Consider the following 20,515-nt stretch of genomic DNA (forward strand, 5'->3'; position numbering starts at 1 on the left):
GACCCTGAACTATACCCGATTCGCACTTGCGTGATCTAAGCCCTTGCTACCTGTTGACAGATACTAAACTGCTATCCGTATAATGTCCAACGGTAGACATTTTTGGTGTTGTTTTCTCTTCTGTTGCAGAGGGAGGAATATCTCTAACTCACAGGTCTGCCAAAGACAGAGTGCGCCAAGGTGCAGAAAACACGCAACAAAGCGATATAGAAGCATGCAAATTATGGAACAAGACTTCGCAACTGCCGGAAGCGGCGCTCCTTCAGTATCCGAAGACTGTGCCCGGAAAGCGCTGCCTGAGCGGGTACCATCCCATTGGCGGCCCCGCCGACATTTTTCTCCCGCCCGCAACTGGATGAACGACCCCAATGGCATGGTGTATCTGGATGGCGTGTTCCACCTGTTTTTCCAGTACAACCCGGGCGGTTCGGTTTGGGGGGATATTCACTGGGGACATGCGGTATCCAGGGATTTGCTTCACTGGCAGGAGAAGCCGGTTGCCCTCGCTTCTGAACCCGATGGTTTGGGAATGATTTTTTCCGGCGGTGCGGTGGTGGATTGGGAGAACACCTCCGGTTTTCAGCGCGGGGAAAACCCCCCGGTTGTGGCCACATTTACTCACCATGACGGCAACGGAGTTCAGGTCCAGAGCTTGGCAATCAGTACTGATGGCGGTTGGCGTTGGGAGAAATATGCGGATAACCCGGTTATTCCTAACCCTGGAATAAAGGATTTCCGAGATCCCAAGGTGTTCTGGCATGCCTCCAGCAGGCGGTGGGTGATGGTATTGGCGGCTGGCGACCGCGTGCATTTCTACCGTTCACGGGATTTAAAGGAGTGGGAGTTCTTAGGAGACTTCGGTGAGAAGGCCGGCGATCACGGTGGGGTGTGGGAGTGTCCGGATTTGTTCCCTCTGAAAACGCCCGAGGGAGAGGAGCGTTGGTGCCTGCTGGTCAGTATCAACCCGGGTGGCCCAAACGGTGGCTCTGCTACGCAGTATTTTATCGGTGATTTCGATGGGGAGCGGTTTGTGCCGGAGCACCAAGAGGTCCGCTGGTTGGATTATGGAACTGATAATTATGCCGGTGTGACCTGGGACGGCCTGCAGGGGAGAGGTGACCGCCGCATCCTGGTGGGCTGGATGTCCAACTGGGACTACGCAAACAAGGTGCCTACGGAAATCTGGCGCGGTGCTATGACTTTGCCGCGGGAGTTGTACCTGTATCGGGATCAGGAGCGCTTGCTGCTGGGAAATCGGCCTGTTACCGAAGTTCAAGTCGCGCGCACTCTGCACAGTGAAGGCGTGCTCGAGAGAGGCAAGGTGGTGCAGCTGCCTGGAGGGAATGCGCTGGATCTCTCTATCAGCGTGGGTTCTGCGCCGGAGCTGGAATTGGAATTTCTTGCCGGCGATGGCGAGCGACTGCTGCTGACGCTGTCCCGCGAGCGCGGTGTGCTCTTGCTCGATCGCCGGGAGTCCGGCTGGGTGGAGGAGGGGCTGGGCCGTGAGATCCGCGCACCACTTGTGCACAGCTTGAATCGCGATAGCGAATTGCGTGTGGTAATTGATGGCAGTGCCATGGAAATTTTCGTTGATGGCGGTAAAACGGCTTTGACCGCGGTGTTTTTCTCCAGTGAGCCATTGTCGCGACTGGCTGTGCTTCGCGCTGCAGGGCTATCGCCCGCATACAGCCTGTACACCATCTGATATTGGGGGCAGCCTATGTGCGCGGCAAGAGTTGCGGTATTTGGTGAGGCGTTGATCGATCTGATTGAAACGCTCCCGGGGAGATTCGAGTTTTATGTGGGGGGATCACCTTTCAATGTCTGTCGGGGCTTCGCCCGGCAGGGGCTTGTTTGTGATTATCTGTCTCCCATTTCTTGCGATCGGATGGGCGAGCGGATTGCCGCAGTCGCCGCGGCGGAAGGTATCCACTGTGACCGGGTGCCGCGCTCGCGCCGACCTACTTCGCTGGCACTGGTGACCGTCGATAGTGATGGGCAACCCAGCTATAGCCTCTATCGTGAGGGCGTGGCGGATCTGGATATTGATAGTGCCAGACTGGCTGCGGCGGTACACCCCGAGTGTCAGTTGTTTCACACCGGCTCCCTGGCGCTGGTGCCATCCATGGAGACGCAGTTGCGGGTGCTTCTAAGTAACCTGCGATCGCGGGGAATATCAATCAGTATCGATGCCAATCTGCGTCCTGGTGTAGTACCAGATAACAAGGCTTACCTTGCTACCGTACGGGGTTTGATCGATTGCGCCGATGTGCTCAAAGTGAGCGACGAGGACCTCGAACTGCTCGGCATTGAACAACCGCTTGAATTTTGCCGAGATCTGGTGCGGCACGGCACAGTACAGCTAGTGGCTTTTACAGAAGGCGCTGGTGGCGCCACCTTGATCACCAGTGAGACCGAGGTTGCTCAGAGAGCCATGGCGCCTTCGTCTGTGGGGGATACTGTGGGCGCAGGCGATACATTTTTCTCTGCGCTGCTGGCTTTTCTGTTGCGTAAGGGTGGTTTTGCCCGAGGTTTAGCGGCGTTGTCTGCTGAGGAGCTGGAAGAGCTGTTGACTGTTGCGCAGTGGGCGGCGTCGATCAATGTCTCCCGCAAAGGCTGCAATCCGCCGACGCTGGCAGAGCTGGAGGCGGCTCTGCCGCAAGCACTGGCCTCTTAGACCGAGACGGGAATGGAGATGAGCGTGCGGAAGAGTTTTGTAACGTTCGTTGTTTGCCTGTGGGCCTGTTACTGTGTCTCCACCAGTGCACAGCTACAAGCGGATTACACCCAGGACTTTGAGCGTCTGGAAGCTGGCGCTTTGGCGCCGGCAAAGATTCACACACAGTTTTCCGCGCCGGATGCGGTGATCGGGGTGTCCGGCCAGGCTTGGCGCAGTGACGGTATTTCCAGTTGGCTGGAAATACCGTGGCAGAGCGGCCCTGAATTGTCGGCCACTCTGTGGGTGGCCCTGGAAAGTTATCCTTCCGATCGAGAGGTGCCGGTGAACAACTTGTCCCCCTCTTCAATACTCAACCAATGGGAAGAGGGGGCCGGTTTTGATGTGTTTATCGATACCTACGGTCGCTGGGGAATCCGCGTACATACCGAAGAGGGAGAGGTAACTCTGACCGCACCCGAGCGCTTCCCGCTGTATCGATGGGTGCTGCTGGGCGTATCCATCGATCGACATAGGGTTGCGCTTTATTTGGAGGGTGAGGTGGTGGTGGAAGCAGAACTGGCGGCTCCATTGCGTCCGGCGGATGCGCCATTGCAGATTGCCCGGAGTCCGCGGGAAGTTGATATGCTCAATTTCACCGTCAATCGCCTGAACGGTGCTTTCGACAGTCTACGCCTATACCAGCGCGGTCTCAGTTCCCGGGAAATGACGGCTGTCCGCGCACAGGTTGCGCGCGAGAAGTTTGACGCGCAGGCGTCGTTGGTGGTCCCTGCAAGCCGGTTTGCAGACGACCATTTACGCCCGCGTTTGCATGCCATGCCGCCGGCCAATTGGACCAATGAGCCTCACGGGTTTGTGCGGGTTGGGGAAATGTGGCACTTGTTCTACCAGCGCACGCCCAACGGCCCCTATAAAACCCAAATGCATTGGGGGCATATGGCGAGTAGAGATCTGCTGCACTGGCGAAATCTGGAAGACGCTCTTTGGCCTGAGTTACAGGCGGATGACTTTGGCTTTGATATGAAAGGAATCTGGTCTGGGGATGTCATCTATGACGGTGGTAAGGCCTTTGCTTTCTATACCAGTGTCAATCACTTCGATCGTCTTAAGCACAGTAATCCCGGAATCTCAGTAGCAATAAGTGAAGACCCGGAATTGCGTTACTGGCGCAAGTTGGGGCCAATTATCAATAGCAAATATGTGCGGGATTTTCGCGATCCATATTTGTTCCGCGACGGTGATAGCTTGCACATGTTGATTGGCGCTGCTCTTGAAGACGGCGGTGGATTGGACCACTACGTGTTGGAAGGAGAAGAAAAGATAGGACCGTGGCGGCACCTGCAAAAGTTTGTCAGCGTGCCCTATCACGAAATGGATATCGGCTCGCTGATATGGGAAATGCCGGTCTTCGAGCGGATTTCCGATGACGCCTACATCTTACTGGCCAACCCTATCGGCGGTGAAGTCACTAAATACGGTGAGCCGGCGACGCGCGCGGTGTACTGGATTGGTCAGTGGCGTGACGGCTTGTTTCACCCTCGTTACACAGAACCGAAACACTTGGATCTGTTGCCTGGTCACTTGGCACCTACGGTAGCGCGAGCGCCGGATGGTAGTTTGCGGGCGATAGGTATTATTGACGAACGGCGCAGCCCGCAGGCACAGGAAAATGCCGGTTGGGCGCACACTTTCAGTTTTCCGCGTCGCTGGCGGCTGCTGGGTGATGGGCGGACCCTAGGGCAATCTCCGGCTCCGGAACTGACCGCTTTGAGAGGAAAAGCACTATTCACTTCTAAAACGCTCAGTATCACGCCTCAGGCACACAAGCTGTTACATCCCCAGGGGGCATATGAGTTGTTGATAGAAGCGCAGGGGGCACCCCCCCTGGCGTTGAAGCTGGATCTTCTCGCATCGGATGCCGGTGAGTACACGCGATTGGAGATTGACGGTGTAGAGGGGCGACTGGTGCTGGATAAAACACATGCATCCCTTAGCGGTGAGGACGAGGGACCGCTGCGTCTGGAGACAGCATATGACAGCTCGGCATTTGGCCCTCTGCGGCGCTTGCGGGTATTTGTGGATGGTTCGGTTATAGAGGTGTTTATCAACGATGCTGCAGCCTTTTCGTTTCGCAGCTACCCCAAAGACCCTATGGCCCGGCAGGTTCGCGTACAATCCCTGGGCAGGGATCAATCCGGACAGGTGCGCGTGAGCGCATGGCCGCTATTTTTGCCCAGTGTTATGGAAGTTGTCGGGACTCATTGACGAAATTGGTCGCTTTTTCTCGTTGACAAGGGTGATTAGATGACAGAATAATGTCCAGCGATGGACATTTTTTGCGAATTTATGTCTAACGATAGACATTTTGTGGTGTTAAGCTGTGTGTCGGCAGTGAGTTCGCAGGAATAGGTCGATCGCAAAATGACACAAAAACCAGAAAAATAATGCACCTCAAGGAGGTACCGTGATGAAGAGAGAGTTTAGCCACCTAACTTTTCTGGCCGCGCCCCTGGCTTTGGCGATTAATGCCGCGGTGGCAGAAGAAGTTGGCAAAGCAGTCAATACTGATGATAAGCAATCAACAAGAGAGGCTTTAGAAGAGGTTATTGTCACGGGTGTGGCGCAGGAAACCCGTAAGTTTGATGCCACCTTCAATATCAACACTCTGGACCGATCTGATATACAGCAGCTGGCTCCCCACGGTACTGCGGAATTGCTGGGAAATATCCCAGGTTTTTTTGCTGAGGGTGGTACTGCCGGTGAGACTCATAACAATGTACTGGTGCGCGGGCTGCCTCAGGCGGGTGGTTACCGCTATGTACCCAACCTGATCGATGGCCTGCCGGTTTACGAAGAGCCGGAAGCCCCCTTTATGAACAATGATGTGTTCATCAAAACCGACTTGATGACCACTAGTGTAGAAGCCGTAAAAGGCGGACCGGGCGCGGTACTCTATTCCAATGCTTTGGGTGCGGCGGTGAACTATGTGACCCGAACGGGAACACAAGACTTCGAAGGGGAGTACAAAGCGGAAGTTGGAGACTGGGGGCATGTGCGCAATGATTTCTACGTTGCTGGCCCAATAAATGACAACTTCACCTACGCTGTAGGCGGTTTTTATCGCACAGCTGATGGCCGGCGCGATCCGGGATTCACCGGAAATGAGGGCGGGCAGTTGCGTGGCAATATTTTGTTCACTAGTGATGATGCGCGCACCACACTCAAAGTGCAGGCCCATGTAATCGATGACAAGACTATTTATTACCAGAATATTCCATTTTCCGTGCCGAATAATCGTGCACCCGGAACCGAAAGTGACCCATTTGAAATTGATCCAGGCAGTGTAAATAGCCTCGGAGTTGATTTTGGCTCCGGTACTCAATTGTCTGACAATATCGCGGATTATACGTTGTTTGATAATAACGGTAATCCGCTGAATCTCGATATCCGCAATGGTATTAATCCAGAGTTCGATATATTCAGTCTGGATGTTTCGCACGACCTGGAAAATGGCCTGCGCTTCGAATCCCACTTTCGTTTTACTGACGGTAGTAACGGTTTCAACGCGCTATTCATTGATCCGCCCATGGAGACAGCTCGTGTAACTGGGGATCAATTCACCCGTATCCAGAGTTTGACCGGCGATTTGGGCGCAGCTTATGCAAGTGCCACCGAAGTCAAGGCCTACTATGCGGATACGGTAACCGGCACTGATTTATCCAGCGCCACAGAGGCTCCTGCTATCCTCTCACACAATATCCCCGTGTACGGCAAGGTGGATGCGACCAATTTCACAGGCGATGTTAGAGTGAGCAAGAGCTTTGAGATTGCCAGCTCAGATCACGAGTTGACACTGGGTATTTACGGTAGTGACTTCACCTATGATGTGTTTTCCGTATTTGCCAGCGCCTGGAGCGATATCGGAGAGAATGCCCGTATCGTAGATTTTTATGCGGTGGATGCTGCCGAACAACAAGTGGGGCCTGCCATTACGAGTGGTGGTATGGATCAACCTGCGATATTCGGCCTCGGTGCTGAAGCCACCATGAAAACCCAAGCATTTTATCTCCATGATCATATCGCACTGTTGGATGATCGCCTTAAACTGGATGTAGGGGTGCGCTGGCAGGAGTTGGATGTAGATCGGGTTACCACTAATTCATATGATCCTGGCAATACATCTAACGACTTCACTCCCGATGATGTTGTGGTGGGGTCAACGGAAGACACCTTAGCGGATAATTTCGTCAATGTGCCGGATGGCGTGCCCCAGAAAGCACAGGAAAATTACGATGCATATGGTTGGTCTGTGGGGGCTAACTACTTGTTGATAGAGAACGGCGGCTGGGGCGATGTATCGGTTTTTGGTACGGTGTCTGATTCCTTCCGCCTGCCGGGTTTTGAGGACTACATTTTTGGGGGGCCGGCTACAAACCCAAGCACCGGAGAAGTGGTCCGCGGTGATCTGGTGGAAGATATTCAGCAGGTAGAGGGGGGCTTCCGAATTTCCCAGGATGAACTTGATCTCGGAGTTTCCCTTTTCTATATCGACTTTAAGGCCAAGGAAAATTTGGGCGCTACTCTGGATGATTTGGGCGCGACTGGTTACGGGGGTATTCCTTGTAGCAGTGTACCGGCACCGGCGGATTGTCCCAAAATCCGCGATAGTTACCGCCAGAGTGTGACCAATATAGGCATCGAGCTGGAAGCGGACTACCAGCCGTCTGCGATACCGGGGTTGCGTCTTCAGGGTAGCCTTGTGTGGCAGGACCCGGAGCAATCACAGGATAATGCCATCCGCTCCGGTATCGTGGAAGTGGATACCGATAATGACGGTGTCAATGACCTGCGCGAATACGAGGTTTCCACCTCTGAGGGGCGTCGCCCACGCCGGCAGTCTGAAATTATGCTGAATTTCCGCCCGGCATATACCTTTAACGCTATTCCGCTTACGGTATATGGGCAGGTCCAGTACTTCAGCGAGCGCTTTGCCAGCGATGACAGTGTCAATGTCACTGTGTACCCGGAGTACACCCAGGTTAATCTCGGGCTGATGTACGCAGCTACCGAAAATATGGATATACAGCTGCATGTTAACAACGTAAATGATGCGGACTCCTTTACTGAGGGAACCAACATCACTAGTGAATCGGTATTTAGTGATGGCATCTATACGGGAGTTGCCCGTCCATTAATGGGGCGTTCGGTGAAAGCAAGTATCAGCTATCGCTTTTAATCACTGGGGCTTTTGAAATCTCCGCAGAGAGATTTCTGTAACTGCTCTTGCGAACGGCTAGGGTCGTGCGCAAGAGCAGCGCTTGATATCTGCAATTCCCGGCGTCCACAAAAATGCTGAGAAGTTTTTTAGGGAACCTCTGATTAATTCACTTCCTGACGGTAAAAAACTTATTGGAGCCAGATGAGAAGCCAGCCTATTGCCTGAGCGCCCCGGAACCTACCTTAGCGTTCACGTGAATTAATCGGAGGTTCCTTAGGAGTACTTAATTTATACTTTTCAATTGCGGGCGTAGCCCGCTTGGTTGAATTGTATAAAGGCTGTGTGCAATCTATCGGCAGCGCTATTTTCACCGTGTCTGCGCAGTATTTCGATCACACACTCTGCGGTACAGAGGCCGCCATTGGGCTGGTTGCGTCGCAGGCGGTAGTTGGATGCGGTGTCTGTTGTCAGCGTCACCCGGGGCGCCGCTTGTAAATAGGGGCTGTGGTTGTAAATTTTTCTGGCTTCCTGCCAAGTGGCGTCGATCAATATCACCTGCGCGAAATCCTCCAGCTGTGTGCCTCTCGACTCTCCCCCGGGATACACCAGAACAGCCTTCCCGCATTCAATGGCCTTCACCAGATCGACAGCTGGGCTGCGGCGCGCCCACACCAAACGTTCTACCATATTTCCGCAGTGCTGCAGGGCCAGTGCGCCGGTATTGGTTTTTCGCTCCAGCTCGCGTTGGTGGGTCAGCAGAGTAATTTTCATTCCTGGTTTGGGCTTGTACCTTTTTAAGCGCAGCGTTTTTAAGGTATTTTGATCAAATCGAGTGAGTGCTGCAGCCAGTTTAGGGGGCGGGCAATGGGGAAGCTATTTCGAAAGCGCACTAGTACTCGCCTGTACCCGATGGTTTCGAAATGGACACTCCATTATAGGTTCCTTAAACAAAAAACGGGCTTTCGCCCGTTTCAAAACTTCTCTTCCTGTGAGCGACTATTTGTTGTCGTAATCCCTGTTGTTGGCTTTCCGGTTGGTGCTTACCACTGCAGCGCGCCGCCAGTCTGGTATTCAATCACCCTGGTTTCAAAGAAGTTTTTCTCCTTGCGCAAGTCCATAATCTCGGACATCCAGGGGAAGGGGTTCTGGGCGCCCGGGAACTGTTCTTTCAGGCCCAGCTGGGTCAGGCGGCGGTTGGCGATAAAGTGGAGGTACTCCTCCATCATATTCGCATTCATGCCGAGGACGCCTCGCGGCATGGTGTCGCGGGCGTAGGCCACTTCCAGTTCCATGCCTTCGAGAATCATCTGAGTGACTTCTTGCTGGAATTCCGCTGTCCACAGATGCGGGTTTTCCAGTTTGATTTGATTGATCACGTCGATGCCGAAGTTCAGGTGCATGGACTCGTCGCGCAGGATGTATTGGAACTGCTCGGCGACACCGGTCATTTTGTTGCGGCGGCCCATGGACAGTATCTGGCTGAAGCCGCAGTAGAAGAAGATGCCTTCGGTGACCGCGTAGAAGGCCACCAGGTTGCGCAGCAGTTCCTGGTCGGTCTCTGGAGTGCCGGTCTTGAAGGTGGGGGAGCCAATGGACTGGGTGTGCTTGAGGCTCCAGGCGGCTTTCTTCGCCACGGAGGGCACTTCCCGGTACATGTTGAAGACTTCGCCCTCGTCCATACCCAGGGATTCCACGCAGTACTGATAGGCGTGGGTATGAATGGCCTCTTCGAACGCCTGGCGCAGCAGGTACTGGCGGCATTCCGGGTTGGTGATCAGGCGGTAAATGGCCAGTACCAGGTTGTTGGCGACCAAGCTGTCGGCGGTGGAGAAGTAGCCCAGGGAGTATTTGACAATACGGCGCTCATCTTCGGTCAGGCCCTCTGGGTCCTTCCACATGGCGACGTCCTTGTTCATATTTACTTCCTGGGGCATCCAGTGGTTGGCACAGCCGTCCAGGTATTTTTGCCAGGCCCAGTCGTATTTGAAGGGGACCAGTTGGTTGAGGTCCGCGCGGCAATTGATAATGCGTTTTTCATCTACCTGTACGCGGGCGGCGCCCATCTCCAGTTCCTCCAGGCCCGGAGCCGGGTCTAATTCAGCCACCGCGGCCCGCGCCGCTTCGACCGCGGAGGAAGCGGCTTTATGGGCCGCGGGCGACGCCGGAGCACTGGCGGCTCCATAAGAGGGGCGCGCTTCGGTTACTTCTTGTTGCTGCAGCGTCTCCGGCGCCGGTCGCGGTTCGGTGGTTTTCGTTGTGGGTTGGGGCTGTGTGTCGAAGTCGTCCCAGCTCAGCATAATTGGCCCTTTGATTCGTATCTGGTGGTTGAAACTACTTGTCATGCCGGGGAGTGGCACTTCGCCAAGCCAGGCTTGGCGCACCGGCAGGTCGCTGCCGACACCCGGTCCGATTTTTGTTTGATCCCGCCTTCCCCCGGAAGGGCGGGTGGACCGGGGCCGGTGCGAGTGGTCTTGACCGCAGGTGCGGTTACTGCGCTCTCCCCCGAGAGTTCTTATTTGGCCATCCTATGGCCGGTCCGCAATTGCTCCGGATGGCGCTCCGGCGCCTATTGCGATAAGTCATACCCCGCCCCGCTGGCGTCGCGGGGGCAGGGCGCGCGCTTTACTGGCAGGCCTCGCAATCCGGATCGTCCAGGGAGCAGGCTTTGGGGACTGCCGCGGGAACCGGTTCCGGTTGGGCTTCGCTCATGGCCGCCGCGCCGCCGCTAGTGGCACCGCCAGCGCTGACCGCGTTCAGAGTGCCGGTGTTCACGGTGGATTTTTCCGTGCTGGTGGCGGCCAGGGCGCGCAAGTAGTAGGTGGTCTTGAGTCCGCGGTACCAGGCCATGCGGTAGGTCAGGTCCAGTTTGCGGCCATCGGCGCCAGCGATATACAGGTTCAGAGACTGCGCCTGGTCGATCCACTTCTGGCGGCGGCTGGCGGCGTCCACTATCCAGCGCGGCTCCACTTCAAAGGCGGTGCGATATTTGGCCTTCAGGTCTTCCGGAACCCGGTCGATCTTTTGCACCGAGCCCTCGTAGTATTTGAGGTCGTTGACCATGACCTTGTCCCACAGGCCGCGGTCTTTCAGGTCGTGCACCAGATAGGGGTTGACCACGGTGAATTCGCCGGACAGGTTCGATTTCACGTACAGGTTTTGATACGTGGGCTCAATGGATTGGGAGACGCCAGTGATATTGGCGATGGTTGCCGTGGGGGCGATAGCCATCACGTTGGAGTTGCGCATCCCCTGTTTTTTCACTTTTTCGCGCAGGCTGTCCCAGTCCAGGGTGGCGCTGGTGTCCTGTTCGATAAACTGTTCGCCGCGCTGCTTGGCCAGTATTTGGATGGAGTCCAGCGGCAGTATGCCCTTGCTCCACAGGGAACCCTCGTAGCTTTGGTACTTGCCGCGCTCTGCCGCCAGGTCGCTGGAGGCGGAGATAGCTTCAAAGCTGATGGCTTCCATGGTGGTGTCTGCGAATTCCACGGCCGCTTCGCTGGCGTAGGCGATGCCCGCTTTGTAGAGGGCGTCCTGGAATCCCATCAGGCCCAGGCCCACCGGGCGGTGGCGCATGTTGGAATTGCGCGCCGTCTCCACCGAGTAGTAGTTGATGTCGATAACGTTATCCAGCATGCGCACAGCGGTTTTGACAGTGCGGGCCAGTTTTTCCCGGTCCAGTTTGCCGGCGTCGTCAATATGTTGAGCGAGGTTGACCGAGCCCAGGTTGCACACGGCGATCTCTTCGCCGGCCTTGGTGTTCAGGGTAATTTCGGTGCACAGGTTGGAACTGTGCACGACACCGGCGTGCTGTTGCGGGCTGCGCAGGTTGCAGCTGTCCTTGAAGGTGATCCAGGGGTGGCCGGTTTCGAACAGCATGCCCAGCATCTTGCGCCACAGGTCCACGGCGCGGACTTTTTTGTGCAGTTTCAGCTTGCCTTCCGCAGCCAGGCGCTCGTAGTAGTCGTAGCGTTCCTCGAAGGCCTTGCCGTAGAGGTCGTGCAGGTCTGGGCAGTCGGCGGGAGAGAAGAGGGTCCACTCCTTGTCTTCGAAGACGCGCTTCATAAACAGGTCCGGCACCCAGTTGGCGGTGTTCATGTCGTGGGTGCGGCGGCGGTCGTCGCCGGTGTTTTTGCGCAGTTCAAGGAACTCCTCGATATCCAGGTGCCAGGTTTCCAGGTAGGCGCAGACGGCCCCCTTGCGCTTGCCGCCCTGGTTGACCGCAACGGCGGTGTCGTTGGCGACTTTCAGGAAAGGCACCACACCCTGGGATTTGCCGTTGGTGCCTTTGATGTAGGAGCCGAGACTGCGCACCGGGGTCCAGTCGTTGCCGAGGCCGCCGGCCCACTTGGAGAGCATGGCGTTGTCCTGTATGGCGCCGTAGATGCCGAAGAGGTCGTCCGGTACCGTGGTTAGATAACAGGAAGACAGCTGTGGCCGCAGGGTACCCGCATTGAACAGGGTCGGTGTGGAGCTCATGTAGTCGAACGAGGAGAGCAAATTGTAGAACTCGATCGCCCGTGCGTTCTTGTCGTCCTCGTTGATGGCGAGTCCCATGGCTACGCGCATAAAGAAGATCTGCGGCAGCTCAAAACGGGTGTCGTCACTGTGCAGGAAATAGCGGTCGTAGAGGGTTTGCAGGCCCAGATAGGTGAACTGGTGGTCGCGTTCACCCTTGATGGCCGCGCCCAGTTTTTCCAGGTCGAAAGTGGCCAGTTTGGGGTCCAACAGTTCCAGCTCGATGCCTTTTTGCACATAGGCGGGCAGGGTGGCCGCGTAGAGATCCTGCATCTCGCGGGCAGTGGCGGTATCGGCCACGCCCAGGAAGCGCAGGGCCTCAGAGCGCAATTTGTCCAGCAGCAAGCTGGCGGTGGCGTAGGTGTAATTGGGTTCCTGCTCTACCAGGGTGCGGGCGGTGATGACCAGGGCGGTGTTGATGTCCTCCTCGGACACGCCGTCATAGAGGTTTTTCAACGCCTCGTCGAGGATAGCTTCTCCGTCCACGTCTTTCAGGCCCTCGCAGGCCTCCCGGACAATGGTGCGGAGGCGCTCCATATCCAGTGGCACTAGGCTGCCGTCTTCCCGCTTCACGCGGATGTCCGGGTGGGTGTCGGCGGACTGAGCGGCCTCTTGCTGCTTTTCCCGTTCGGCGCGCAGACGCGCGTGCTCTTCGCGGTAGAGCACATAGTCGCGGGCCACCTTGTGCTCGCCTGCACGCATCAGGGCCAGTTCCACCTGATCCTGAATCTCCTCGATATGGATGGTGCCTCCCGAAGGCATGCGGCGCTTAAATGTGGCGGTGATTTGTGAAACCAGTTCCTCCACCCGCTCATGAATGCGGCGGGAGGCGGCGGCAGTGCCGCCTTCCACGGCCAGGAATGCTTTGGTGACCGCGACGGAGATTTTGCTGTCGTCGTAGGGCACTACGGTGCCGTTGCGTTTGATGACGCGGATCTGTCCCGGCGCAGTGGCGGCGAGGCTGGTGCTTTCGCTGGCTTGATCCCTGGTAGTGTCTGTATTTGTAGGCACGGATTGAGAGCGCCCTGACTCTGTGTGCATGTAGATCTCCACAAGAACTTGTATGTCGTTTTCCGCTGTTGCCCGTGGGCAGTTTCCCCTCTAACCAGTGGGTCCGTAGAGAAGAGTATGGTGTGGAACGGGTCCGTCGTTTCCCTGTTCCCGCGGGGCGGGATGGGAGCAGGCCGCTTCGCCGCCGGCCCCCCTTGTGGGTGCCGGCCCTTGCCTGCGGCGGGGAGTCCATTCCGCCTGCTATTTATGAATTCGCTTTGAAAAACCTGTCCGTATGATGGCGCCACCGCGGCTGCCGGCTAGGGTTTTGCTGTTGTCTTACCCCAATATATTGGGGTGGTCCTTAGGTTGCGCTACAAGATAATGCGGTAGCAGGCCTAATTCAAGGCGAATAACTCCGTGGTTTTCTGTGGATAATTTGTGGGTAGGCGGGGGAAGGTCAGTGGCCACTTCCATGCCAGTGCCCGCCGTTGCTGGGGGTGGTGAATGAGTGTGCAGGGCTTTTTAATCCAAGGGGGATTTTAAGAATTTTTTTTAATAGCAAACGGCCCCTAAATTAACCCCGGCAATAACTATTTCGGTTTGTCTAGTCTTTGAGCAAAGTGGTACTAAGATGGCCGGTTTTTTCGAATGGGGTAGACAGGCCGGGCGACAGGGCTTCCGCTGGCGCAAAGTGATGAACACGATTTTTGATGTGGTCACATCGGCCTCGTGTTCACCATCCTGCGCACCGGGCTTACTCGCTGTTTTCCTGAAGGAATTCCATCAGCGCTTTCTGCGCGTGTAGCCGGTTTTCCGCTTCATCCCAGACGACGGAGATAGTTTCATCCTCCAGTAGTTCGCCACTGACCTCTTCACCGCGGTGGGCGGGGAGGCAGTGCATAAACACAGCATCGCTGTTGGCGTGGCTCATCAGTTCGTGGTCGACCAGGAATCCCTGGAAGGCACGCTCCCGCTCTTTCTGTTCCGTCTCCTGGCCCATGGAGGCCCAGACATCGGTGGCGACCCAGTCGGCACCGCGAACGGCCTCTGCTGGTTTGCGCATTATGCGGACTCGGTCTCCCGCGGCGGCGACGATGGACTCCTCCGGCTCGTAGCCCTCCGGACAGGCGATGCGCAGTTCGAAATCGCACTGGCGCGCGGCGTTGATATAGGAGTGGCACATATTGTTGCCATCGCCGACCCAGGCGACCACTTTGCCCGCCGGGCTGCCGCGGTGTTCGACGTAGGTCTGGATATCGGCGAGCAGCTGACAGGGGTGGTAGCTGTCGGATAGGGCGTTGATGACCGGTACGCGAGAGTATTCGGCGAAGCGCTCGAGTACGTTGTGGCCGAAGGTGCGGATCATCACCATGTCCACCATGCGCGAGATTACCCGTGCGCTGTCTTCGATAGGTTCACCTCGGCCCAGTTGGGTGTCGCGCGGTGAAAGGAAGAGGGCGCTGCCGCCCATCTGTGCCATGCCCGCTTCAAAGGACACCCGGGTGCGGGTGGACGACTTCTCGAAAATCATGCCCAGCACCTTGTCGCGGAAAGGGGTGGTGGCGATGCCCTGGGCGCGCAGTGCCTTTAGTTCGATGGCGCGTTCTATCACGCTGTTGAGTTCGTCTTTGGACAGGTCCAGCAGGGTCAGGAAATGTCTGATGGCCATGCGTTGTTCCCCTTTGTATCAATCAGGCCGCACTGCGGGTGAATCGTTGAATCAGTGTGCTGACAGTTTCCGCGATCCGGGCGCACTCGTCGTCGGTCAGGGTCAGCGGTGGCAGCAGGCGCACCACATTGCCGGCGGTGACATTGATCAGTATTCCCTCGGCGCGGGCCATTTCCACGATCTCGCCGCAGGGCCGGTCCAGCGCCACGCCGACCAGCAGGCCGAGGCCACGGATATCCACGACTGCGTCACAGCCGGCCAGTTGCTGGCGCAGCTGCTGCAACAGCCGGGCGCCGAGTTTTTCCGCGCGCTCTATCAGCCACTGGTTTTCCAGTGTGTCCAGCACCGCCAGGGCGGCGCGGCACGCGAGCGGATTACCGCCAAAGGTGGAGCCGTGGCTACCAGCGGTAAAGAGGCGCGCCGCCTTGCCGCGGGCGAGGCAGGCGCCGATGGGTACGCCGTTGCCCAGTCCCTTCGCGGTGGTGACCACGTCCGGCAGTATATCGTTGTGCTGGTAGGCGAACAGCTTCCCACTGCGGCCGTTTCCGGTCTGGATTTCATCGAGCATCAGCAGCCAGTCGTGTTTGTCGCAGAGGTTGCGCAACCGGTTCAAATAGTCGTGTGCCGGCACGCGGATGCCGCCCTCTCCCTGTACCGGCTCCACCAGTACCGCGACAATGTCGGGGTGCTCGGCCGCCAGTTGGTTGATTGCATCTGGGTCGTCGAAGGGGGCGCGCAAAAAACCTTCCGGCAGCGGCGCGAAGCCCTGCTGTACCTTTTCGTTGCCGGTGGCGGTCAGAGTGGCCAGGGTGCGGCCGTGGAAGGCGCCTTCCATTACAACAATTTTCGGCACCGCGTAGCCACGTTCGTTGCCCAAGCGGCGGGCCAGCTTGATTGCCGCCTCGTTGGCCTCGGCACCGGAATTGGAGAAGAACACATTGTCCATGCCGGACAAGTACACCAGCCGGTCCGCCAGCTGTTCCTGGGTGGGAATATTGTATAGGTTGGAGACGTGCAACAGGGTGCGCGCCTGGTCGTGCAGGGCCTCGGTCACCGCGGGGTGACAGTGGCCCAGGCCGCAGACGGCGATACCGGCGATGGCATCCAGGTATCGCTGGCCGGCGTCATCCCACACGTAGTTACCTTCTCCCCGGACCAGAGTCAGGGTTCTATCGCCGTAGTTTTGCATCAGTGCGGGAGTGGCCACCTGTTATCTCCTCTGTGTCAGTGGGCCGAAAAAGGGAGCCGCAGAAAATTCGGTGCGGGCGGTTCTGGGCCGCAGTTTCCCCGGGAAGCGGGCAATACTAACATACACATTGTGCCGCGCTAGTTATAGGCGCGTGGAAATGGGCTTCTCGCGGCGGCGCACTGGGGTACAATGCCGGCCAGCGCGCTGCCGCCCGGCGCCCGGAATTAACCAATACTTTCACTATCTGAGGTTAGTCATCCCTATGGACACACTGGAGAATATCAAGCAGCAGATCGCCGACAATGCCATTCTGCTCTATATGAAAGGCAGCCCCAACGCACCCCAGTGCGGTTTTTCCATGCGAGCTTCTCAGGCGTTGATGGCCTGTGGCAAGCGCTTTGCTTATGTGGATGTATTGGCCAATCCGGATATCCGCGCTGAGTTGCCCAAGTACGCCAACTGGCCCACCTTCCCGCAATTGTGGGTGAAAGGGGAGTTGATCGGTGGCTGTGACATTATTGTGGAGATGTATGAAAGTGGTGAGTTGAAGAAGCTAATCGACGAGGCCGCTGCCGAAGGGGAGGCTGGAGAGTAAAGTCGGCTTTTCTCTGAAGTAAAAAAACCGCGGTAATTACCGCGGTTTTTTTCTGTCTGACGTAGCGAAAATGTATTTGGGCGACCTCTGGTTCATATGGGCAGGTGCCGCCGATCTCACAACTGTTATTCCGAAGCTTTTTCCATTTGCGATTGCAGGTAGTTCTGGAGGCCGACTTTATCGATCAGTTCCAGCTGGGTTTCCAGCCAGTCCACATGCTCCTCTTCGGATTCGAGAATTTTTTCCAGCAGCTCCCGGCTGCCGTAATCGCGCACTGACTCACAGTAGGCGATGGCATCGCGCAGGTCGGGAATAGCCTTTTGCTCGAGCTTCAGGTCGCACTTGAGCATTTCCTCGGTATCTTCACCGATCAACAGTTTGCCAAGGTGCTGCAGGTTGGGAATTCCCTCGAGAAATAAGATGCGCTCGATCAGCCAGTCGGCGTGCTTCATTTCATCGATGGATTCGTGGTATTCCTGTTTCCCGAGTGCTTTCAGGCCCCAGTTGTCGTACATGCGGGCGTGCAGGAAATACTGGTTGATGGCTACCAGTTCATTGCCCAGTACTTTATTCAGGTGTTCGATAACTTTGGGGTCGCCTTTCATTGCTTATGCTCCTGAGGCCCTGCAGTCGGGAAACGTGTCTGCAGAGAAATTTAGTTGTTAATAGCTTGTTCGCCGCTGATGTTTTCCCTGAGGTTTATTGTAGGGTCACAGCCGCAATGCGCGATGAGTTTGCGTTGCGGTTACTGGCAAGTCAAGAGCGCGGGCCGGTTGCACAAAGTGGGGAAAATACAGTCTGTAACGCGAATATGGCCGTAAAACCAAACGAAAATGATTCTATTCCGCGAGAGGGATTCCGGTTTTCACTGGGGGTTTGGGTCATGGTGCAGGTTTGCCGGCAGTCTGGACTTTGTCATTTCCGTGAATGGCGCGGTATTTATCGCCTTTTATCAGTGCCATAGATATTACTGAATTATCCGGCTTTCCCTTTCGCCAACTTCTGTTGAATGGTATCGATTTTCTCTTCGGCGATTGCCTGGTCCGAGGGGCTTTTTAAGAATATTCGGCAATCCTCTTCCAGTCGCTGCAGATAACTGCACAGTGCCTTTGTGTCATTGTCGCGGGCGCAGACATCGGCGAGCTGCGACAAGGCTTTGAGCAGCTGGCGTATAACCATGCTATTTCCGCGGCTGTATTCGCAGATTTCTTCCAGGGCGGCGTCGAGTAGCTGGGAAAATTCCAGCTTGCGGGTGATCAGCCGCAGCTTGCCTTTATCGTCGCAGAAGCAGTTTGGTGGCTGCGGTCGCTGTAGTACTGTGCCCAGTCCTTCAATCAGCCGATCGATACAGGTATAGGTGGTATAGGGGTCATTGACACCCGGTGACAGGGCGCGCACCGCAATCTGCGATAGTTGGCAGACCGAGAATACGATGTCTTGTTCCGCGGTGGGCAGGGGGCCTATTCTCAATGCGGACTGTGTTTTTGCGATCAATGTAGTGCAGTCCCGCGGGGCCTGATATATGCGTCCGATATTGCTCCAATGATGCAGAAAACTGCCGGCGTGGCAGGTGATCTGCAGGCAGCAGTCATGTTCCTGTGCCAGCGCAATTAATTTCTGTCGGTCCACCAATTGCACATAGCCGCCGCGGGCGGTGGGAACTTCCACCCAGCTGCTGCCGAGATCCAGATGTCCGGTGTCAAATTTCTCTCCGTTCGTATATTCGTGTGAAAGCGGGTATTCACGTTCTATGGCTAGGTGAAATTCGCGGTTGATATGGTGGGTAATATTGTCTACTTGAATGGATTGGGCGACGTTGTGAATGAAGTAGATCAGAACGCCGATGCTGATCAGGGCCATTAGTAGGGCTGCCTGTACTGCCAGATCGTACTTGCTGGTGTGCTCTCCCAAAGTGTCCATGCTGCGCATAATCATCAGGGCGTAGACAAAGGTGGCGAGGAATATTCCCAGGCTCGCTTGGGTGCGGCGGTCGCGAATAAAGTTGCGTACCAGGCTGGGGCCAAACTGGTTGGAGGCCAGTGTCAAGGCGACCACGGTGATGGAGAACACTGTGCCGGCGACGGTGATGGTGGAACTGGCAATAGTAGAGAGCAGAGCGCGCGCGCTGTCCGGGTCCCGCAGGCGCAACCAAGTGAGGCCGGTCATACCTGCCGGGTCTATCCAGTCGTCCAGCAGGAGCAGAATATGAGCGATTGCCATGGCCGATAAGATCATCAGCAACGGCAGGCTCCAAAAGCTGGAGCGGAGCTTTTCGCTCAGATGCACAAGGCTTTGAATCACGGCTTCACCCGAGTCGCGGCGACAGAGGTGAAATCAGCTTAGTTCAGCCGTCTTGAGAGTGGGGGTGGGGCTAGCTGGCGGAGTAGAAGAGTCTGCTATTACCTGCGGTCATCATGCCGCCCGCCATGGTTTCATCGATGATTTCCCGCGCCAGTTGGGCACAGCGACCGCACTGGGAGGAGACGCCCAGGTGGCGGCGCAGGGCCTTTACCGAGGTGGAGCCGTCATAGACCGCTTCCTTGATCTGACGGTCGGTAATGCCTTTACAGATACAAACGTACATTATCGCTGAAACCTGGCGCTAACTTGATCAACTATCTCACAGTGCGAGGATCGTATTGCAAGTGAGAATGAGTGTCAATAATATTCCTGGCACTCAATTATGAGTCTAGACGGATTTTTCGCGACCGGAAGGGCAGTATTGACTCGGTCTCCCGCAGAAGTCAGTGGAGGGCGCCACTATCAAAGTTATATAAAAATTTAATGGGACTGATAGGTGCGCCTGTGTATCATAGCGGCCCACTATCAATCCTTAGTCAATTTATAGTGGTTGTATATAAATTGATCGTTTTATCCTTCGTAACCAACCCATCATTAGATTGAGGAGGTTCTCATGGCAGTACTGGTAGGCAAGCCTGCTCCGGACTTTACCGCTGCGGCGGTACTGGGCAACGGCGAAATCGTCGAGTCCTTTAACCTGAAAGAAGCTATCAAGGGCAAAAAGGCGGTAGTTTTCTTCTATCCGCTGGACTTCACCTTCGTGTGCCCGTCCGAGCTGATTGCGTTTGACCACCGTTTCGCAGAGTTTGAAAAGCGCGGTGTGGAAGTGATCGGTGTGTCCATCGACTCTCAGTTTTCCCACAACGCCTGGCGCAATACCCCGGTCAACGAAGGTGGTATCGGCCCGGTCAAGTACACTCTGGTTGCCGACGTGAAGCACGAAATTTGCCAGGCGTACGATGTTGAGTCTGAAGGCGGCGTAGCCTTCCGCGGCTCCTTCCTGATCGATGAAGAGGGCGTGGTACGTCACCAAGTGGTGAACGATCTGCCTCTGGGCCGCAATGTCGACGAAATGCTGCGCATGGTTGACGCGCTGGCTTTCCACCAGGAGCATGGCGAAGTATGTCCGGCTGGCTGGCAGCAGGGCGACAAGGGTATGAATGCTTCTCCGGAAGGCGTTGCCTCCTACCTGAGCGAGAACGCCGACAAGCTGTAAGCTGTCGCAGCACTGGGGCGCAGAGCGCCCCTTCGAAAAAACCGCCGCGAGGCGGTTTTTTTGTATCTTTCAGAGGCTTTTTTGGGGGACTCGTGCACCAATGTCGGTTTGCCATTACAATGCGGCGCCTCATGCGGACCCC

General features: G+C 56.2%; 14 protein-coding genes. 6 read left to right on the plus strand and 8 right to left on the minus strand.

Features of this window, described 5'->3' with window-relative positions:
* Positions 1 to 223: 223 nt before the first annotated feature.
* The 4 genes from BM155_RS16930 (at position 224) to BM155_RS01555 (ending at position 7,913) form a co-directional block, all read left to right on the plus strand.
* Positions 224 to 1,705, plus strand: a complete 1,482-nt coding sequence (locus tag BM155_RS16930) for a glycoside hydrolase family 32 protein (RefSeq protein WP_074900933.1) — start codon at positions 224 to 226, stop codon at positions 1,703 to 1,705.
* Between the two features lie 15 nt (positions 1,706 to 1,720).
* Complete coding sequence (locus BM155_RS01545; protein ID WP_074900718.1) at positions 1,721 to 2,677, plus strand: PfkB family carbohydrate kinase; 957 nt, start codon at positions 1,721 to 1,723, stop codon at positions 2,675 to 2,677.
* An 18-nt stretch (positions 2,678 to 2,695) separates the two neighbouring features.
* Complete coding sequence (locus tag BM155_RS01550) at positions 2,696 to 4,942, plus strand: glycoside hydrolase family 32 protein (protein WP_175487733.1); 2,247 nt, start codon at positions 2,696 to 2,698, stop codon at positions 4,940 to 4,942.
* Positions 4,943 to 5,144: 202 nt separating this feature from the next.
* On the plus strand, positions 5,145 to 7,913 hold the full coding sequence (locus BM155_RS01555; RefSeq protein ID WP_083421045.1) for a TonB-dependent receptor domain-containing protein: 2,769 nt from the start codon (positions 5,145 to 5,147) through the stop codon (positions 7,911 to 7,913).
* Positions 7,914 to 8,192: 279 nt separating this feature from the next.
* Here BM155_RS01555 and BM155_RS01560 read toward each other — a convergent pair whose 3' ends face one another.
* The 5 genes from BM155_RS01560 to BM155_RS01580 form a co-directional block, all read right to left on the minus strand.
* A complete protein-coding gene (locus BM155_RS01560) occupies positions 8,193 to 8,666 on the minus strand; it encodes a tRNA-uridine aminocarboxypropyltransferase (protein WP_074900734.1) in 474 nt (157 codons plus the stop codon).
* Between the two features lie 269 nt (positions 8,667 to 8,935).
* Positions 8,936 to 10,192, minus strand: a complete 1,257-nt coding sequence (locus BM155_RS01565; RefSeq protein ID WP_067152382.1) for a ribonucleotide-diphosphate reductase subunit beta — start codon at positions 10,190 to 10,192, stop codon at positions 8,936 to 8,938.
* A 325-nt stretch (positions 10,193 to 10,517) separates the two neighbouring features.
* Complete coding sequence (locus BM155_RS01570) at positions 10,518 to 13,451, minus strand: ribonucleoside-diphosphate reductase subunit alpha (RefSeq protein ID WP_067157525.1); 2,934 nt, start codon at positions 13,449 to 13,451, stop codon at positions 10,518 to 10,520.
* A 706-nt stretch (positions 13,452 to 14,157) separates the two neighbouring features.
* Positions 14,158 to 15,072, minus strand: a complete 915-nt coding sequence (argF, locus tag BM155_RS01575; protein WP_074900736.1) for an ornithine carbamoyltransferase — start codon at positions 15,070 to 15,072, stop codon at positions 14,158 to 14,160.
* A gap of 22 nt (positions 15,073 to 15,094) precedes the next feature.
* Entirely contained in the window at positions 15,095 to 16,279 is a 1,185-nt protein-coding gene (locus BM155_RS01580; RefSeq protein ID WP_175487734.1) for an aspartate aminotransferase family protein, read from the minus strand.
* 244 nt (positions 16,280 to 16,523) lie between these two features.
* Here BM155_RS01580 and grxD point away from each other — a divergent pair, with 244 nt between their 5' ends.
* Positions 16,524 to 16,856: a Grx4 family monothiol glutaredoxin gene (gene grxD, locus BM155_RS01585; RefSeq protein ID WP_067152386.1), complete on the plus strand. Its 333-nt coding sequence runs from the start codon at positions 16,524 to 16,526 to the stop codon at positions 16,854 to 16,856.
* Between the two features lie 125 nt (positions 16,857 to 16,981).
* Here grxD and bfr read toward each other — a convergent pair whose 3' ends face one another.
* The 3 genes from bfr to BM155_RS01600 all read right to left on the minus strand — a co-directional run bounded on the left by bfr (position 16,982) and on the right by BM155_RS01600 (position 19,440).
* The gene (gene bfr / locus BM155_RS01590) at positions 16,982 to 17,461 is read right to left on the minus strand and encodes a bacterioferritin (RefSeq protein ID WP_074900738.1); all 480 of its coding nucleotides are present in this window, start codon (positions 17,459 to 17,461) and stop codon (positions 16,982 to 16,984) included.
* Positions 17,462 to 17,831: 370 nt separating this feature from the next.
* On the minus strand, positions 17,832 to 19,157 hold the full coding sequence (locus BM155_RS01595; protein WP_074900740.1) for a DUF2254 domain-containing protein: 1,326 nt from the start codon (positions 19,155 to 19,157) through the stop codon (positions 17,832 to 17,834).
* A 70-nt stretch (positions 19,158 to 19,227) separates the two neighbouring features.
* Complete coding sequence (locus BM155_RS01600) at positions 19,228 to 19,440, minus strand: bacterioferritin-associated ferredoxin (RefSeq protein WP_067152392.1); 213 nt, start codon at positions 19,438 to 19,440, stop codon at positions 19,228 to 19,230.
* A 330-nt stretch (positions 19,441 to 19,770) separates the two neighbouring features.
* Here BM155_RS01600 and BM155_RS01605 point away from each other — a divergent pair, with 330 nt between their 5' ends.
* A complete protein-coding gene (locus BM155_RS01605; RefSeq protein ID WP_067152394.1) occupies positions 19,771 to 20,373 on the plus strand; it encodes a peroxiredoxin in 603 nt (200 codons plus the stop codon).
* Positions 20,374 to 20,515: the final 142 nt, after the last annotated feature.

The sequence above is a fragment of the Microbulbifer thermotolerans genome (assembly GCF_900112305.1).
Classification (GTDB): domain Bacteria; phylum Pseudomonadota; class Gammaproteobacteria; order Pseudomonadales; family Cellvibrionaceae; genus Microbulbifer; species Microbulbifer thermotolerans.

Coding starts and splice junctions, on each gene's coding strand:
- BM155_RS01570 (WP_067157525.1), bottom strand. CDS start 13,451: ATGCACACAGAGTCAGGGCGCTCTCAATCCGTGCCTACAAATACAGAC.
- BM155_RS01605 (WP_067152394.1), top strand. CDS start 19,771: ATGGCAGTACTGGTAGGCAAGCCTGCTCCGGACTTTACCGCTGCGGCG.
- BM155_RS01565 (WP_067152382.1), bottom strand. CDS start 10,192: ATGCTGAGCTGGGACGACTTCGACACACAGCCCCAACCCACAACGAAA.
- BM155_RS01560 (WP_074900734.1), bottom strand. CDS start 8,666: ATGAAAATTACTCTGCTGACCCACCAACGCGAGCTGGAGCGAAAAACC.
- BM155_RS01550 (WP_175487733.1), top strand. CDS start 2,696: ATGAGCGTGCGGAAGAGTTTTGTAACGTTCGTTGTTTGCCTGTGGGCC.
- grxD (WP_067152386.1), top strand. CDS start 16,524: ATGGACACACTGGAGAATATCAAGCAGCAGATCGCCGACAATGCCATT.
- BM155_RS16930 (WP_074900933.1), top strand. CDS start 224: ATGGAACAAGACTTCGCAACTGCCGGAAGCGGCGCTCCTTCAGTATCC.
- BM155_RS01600 (WP_067152392.1), bottom strand. CDS start 19,440: ATGTACGTTTGTATCTGTAAAGGCATTACCGACCGTCAGATCAAGGAA.
- bfr (WP_074900738.1), bottom strand. CDS start 17,461: ATGAAAGGCGACCCCAAAGTTATCGAACACCTGAATAAAGTACTGGGC.
- argF (WP_074900736.1), bottom strand. CDS start 15,072: ATGGCCATCAGACATTTCCTGACCCTGCTGGACCTGTCCAAAGACGAA.
- BM155_RS01545 (WP_074900718.1), top strand. CDS start 1,721: ATGTGCGCGGCAAGAGTTGCGGTATTTGGTGAGGCGTTGATCGATCTG.
- BM155_RS01555 (WP_083421045.1), top strand. CDS start 5,145: ATGAAGAGAGAGTTTAGCCACCTAACTTTTCTGGCCGCGCCCCTGGCT.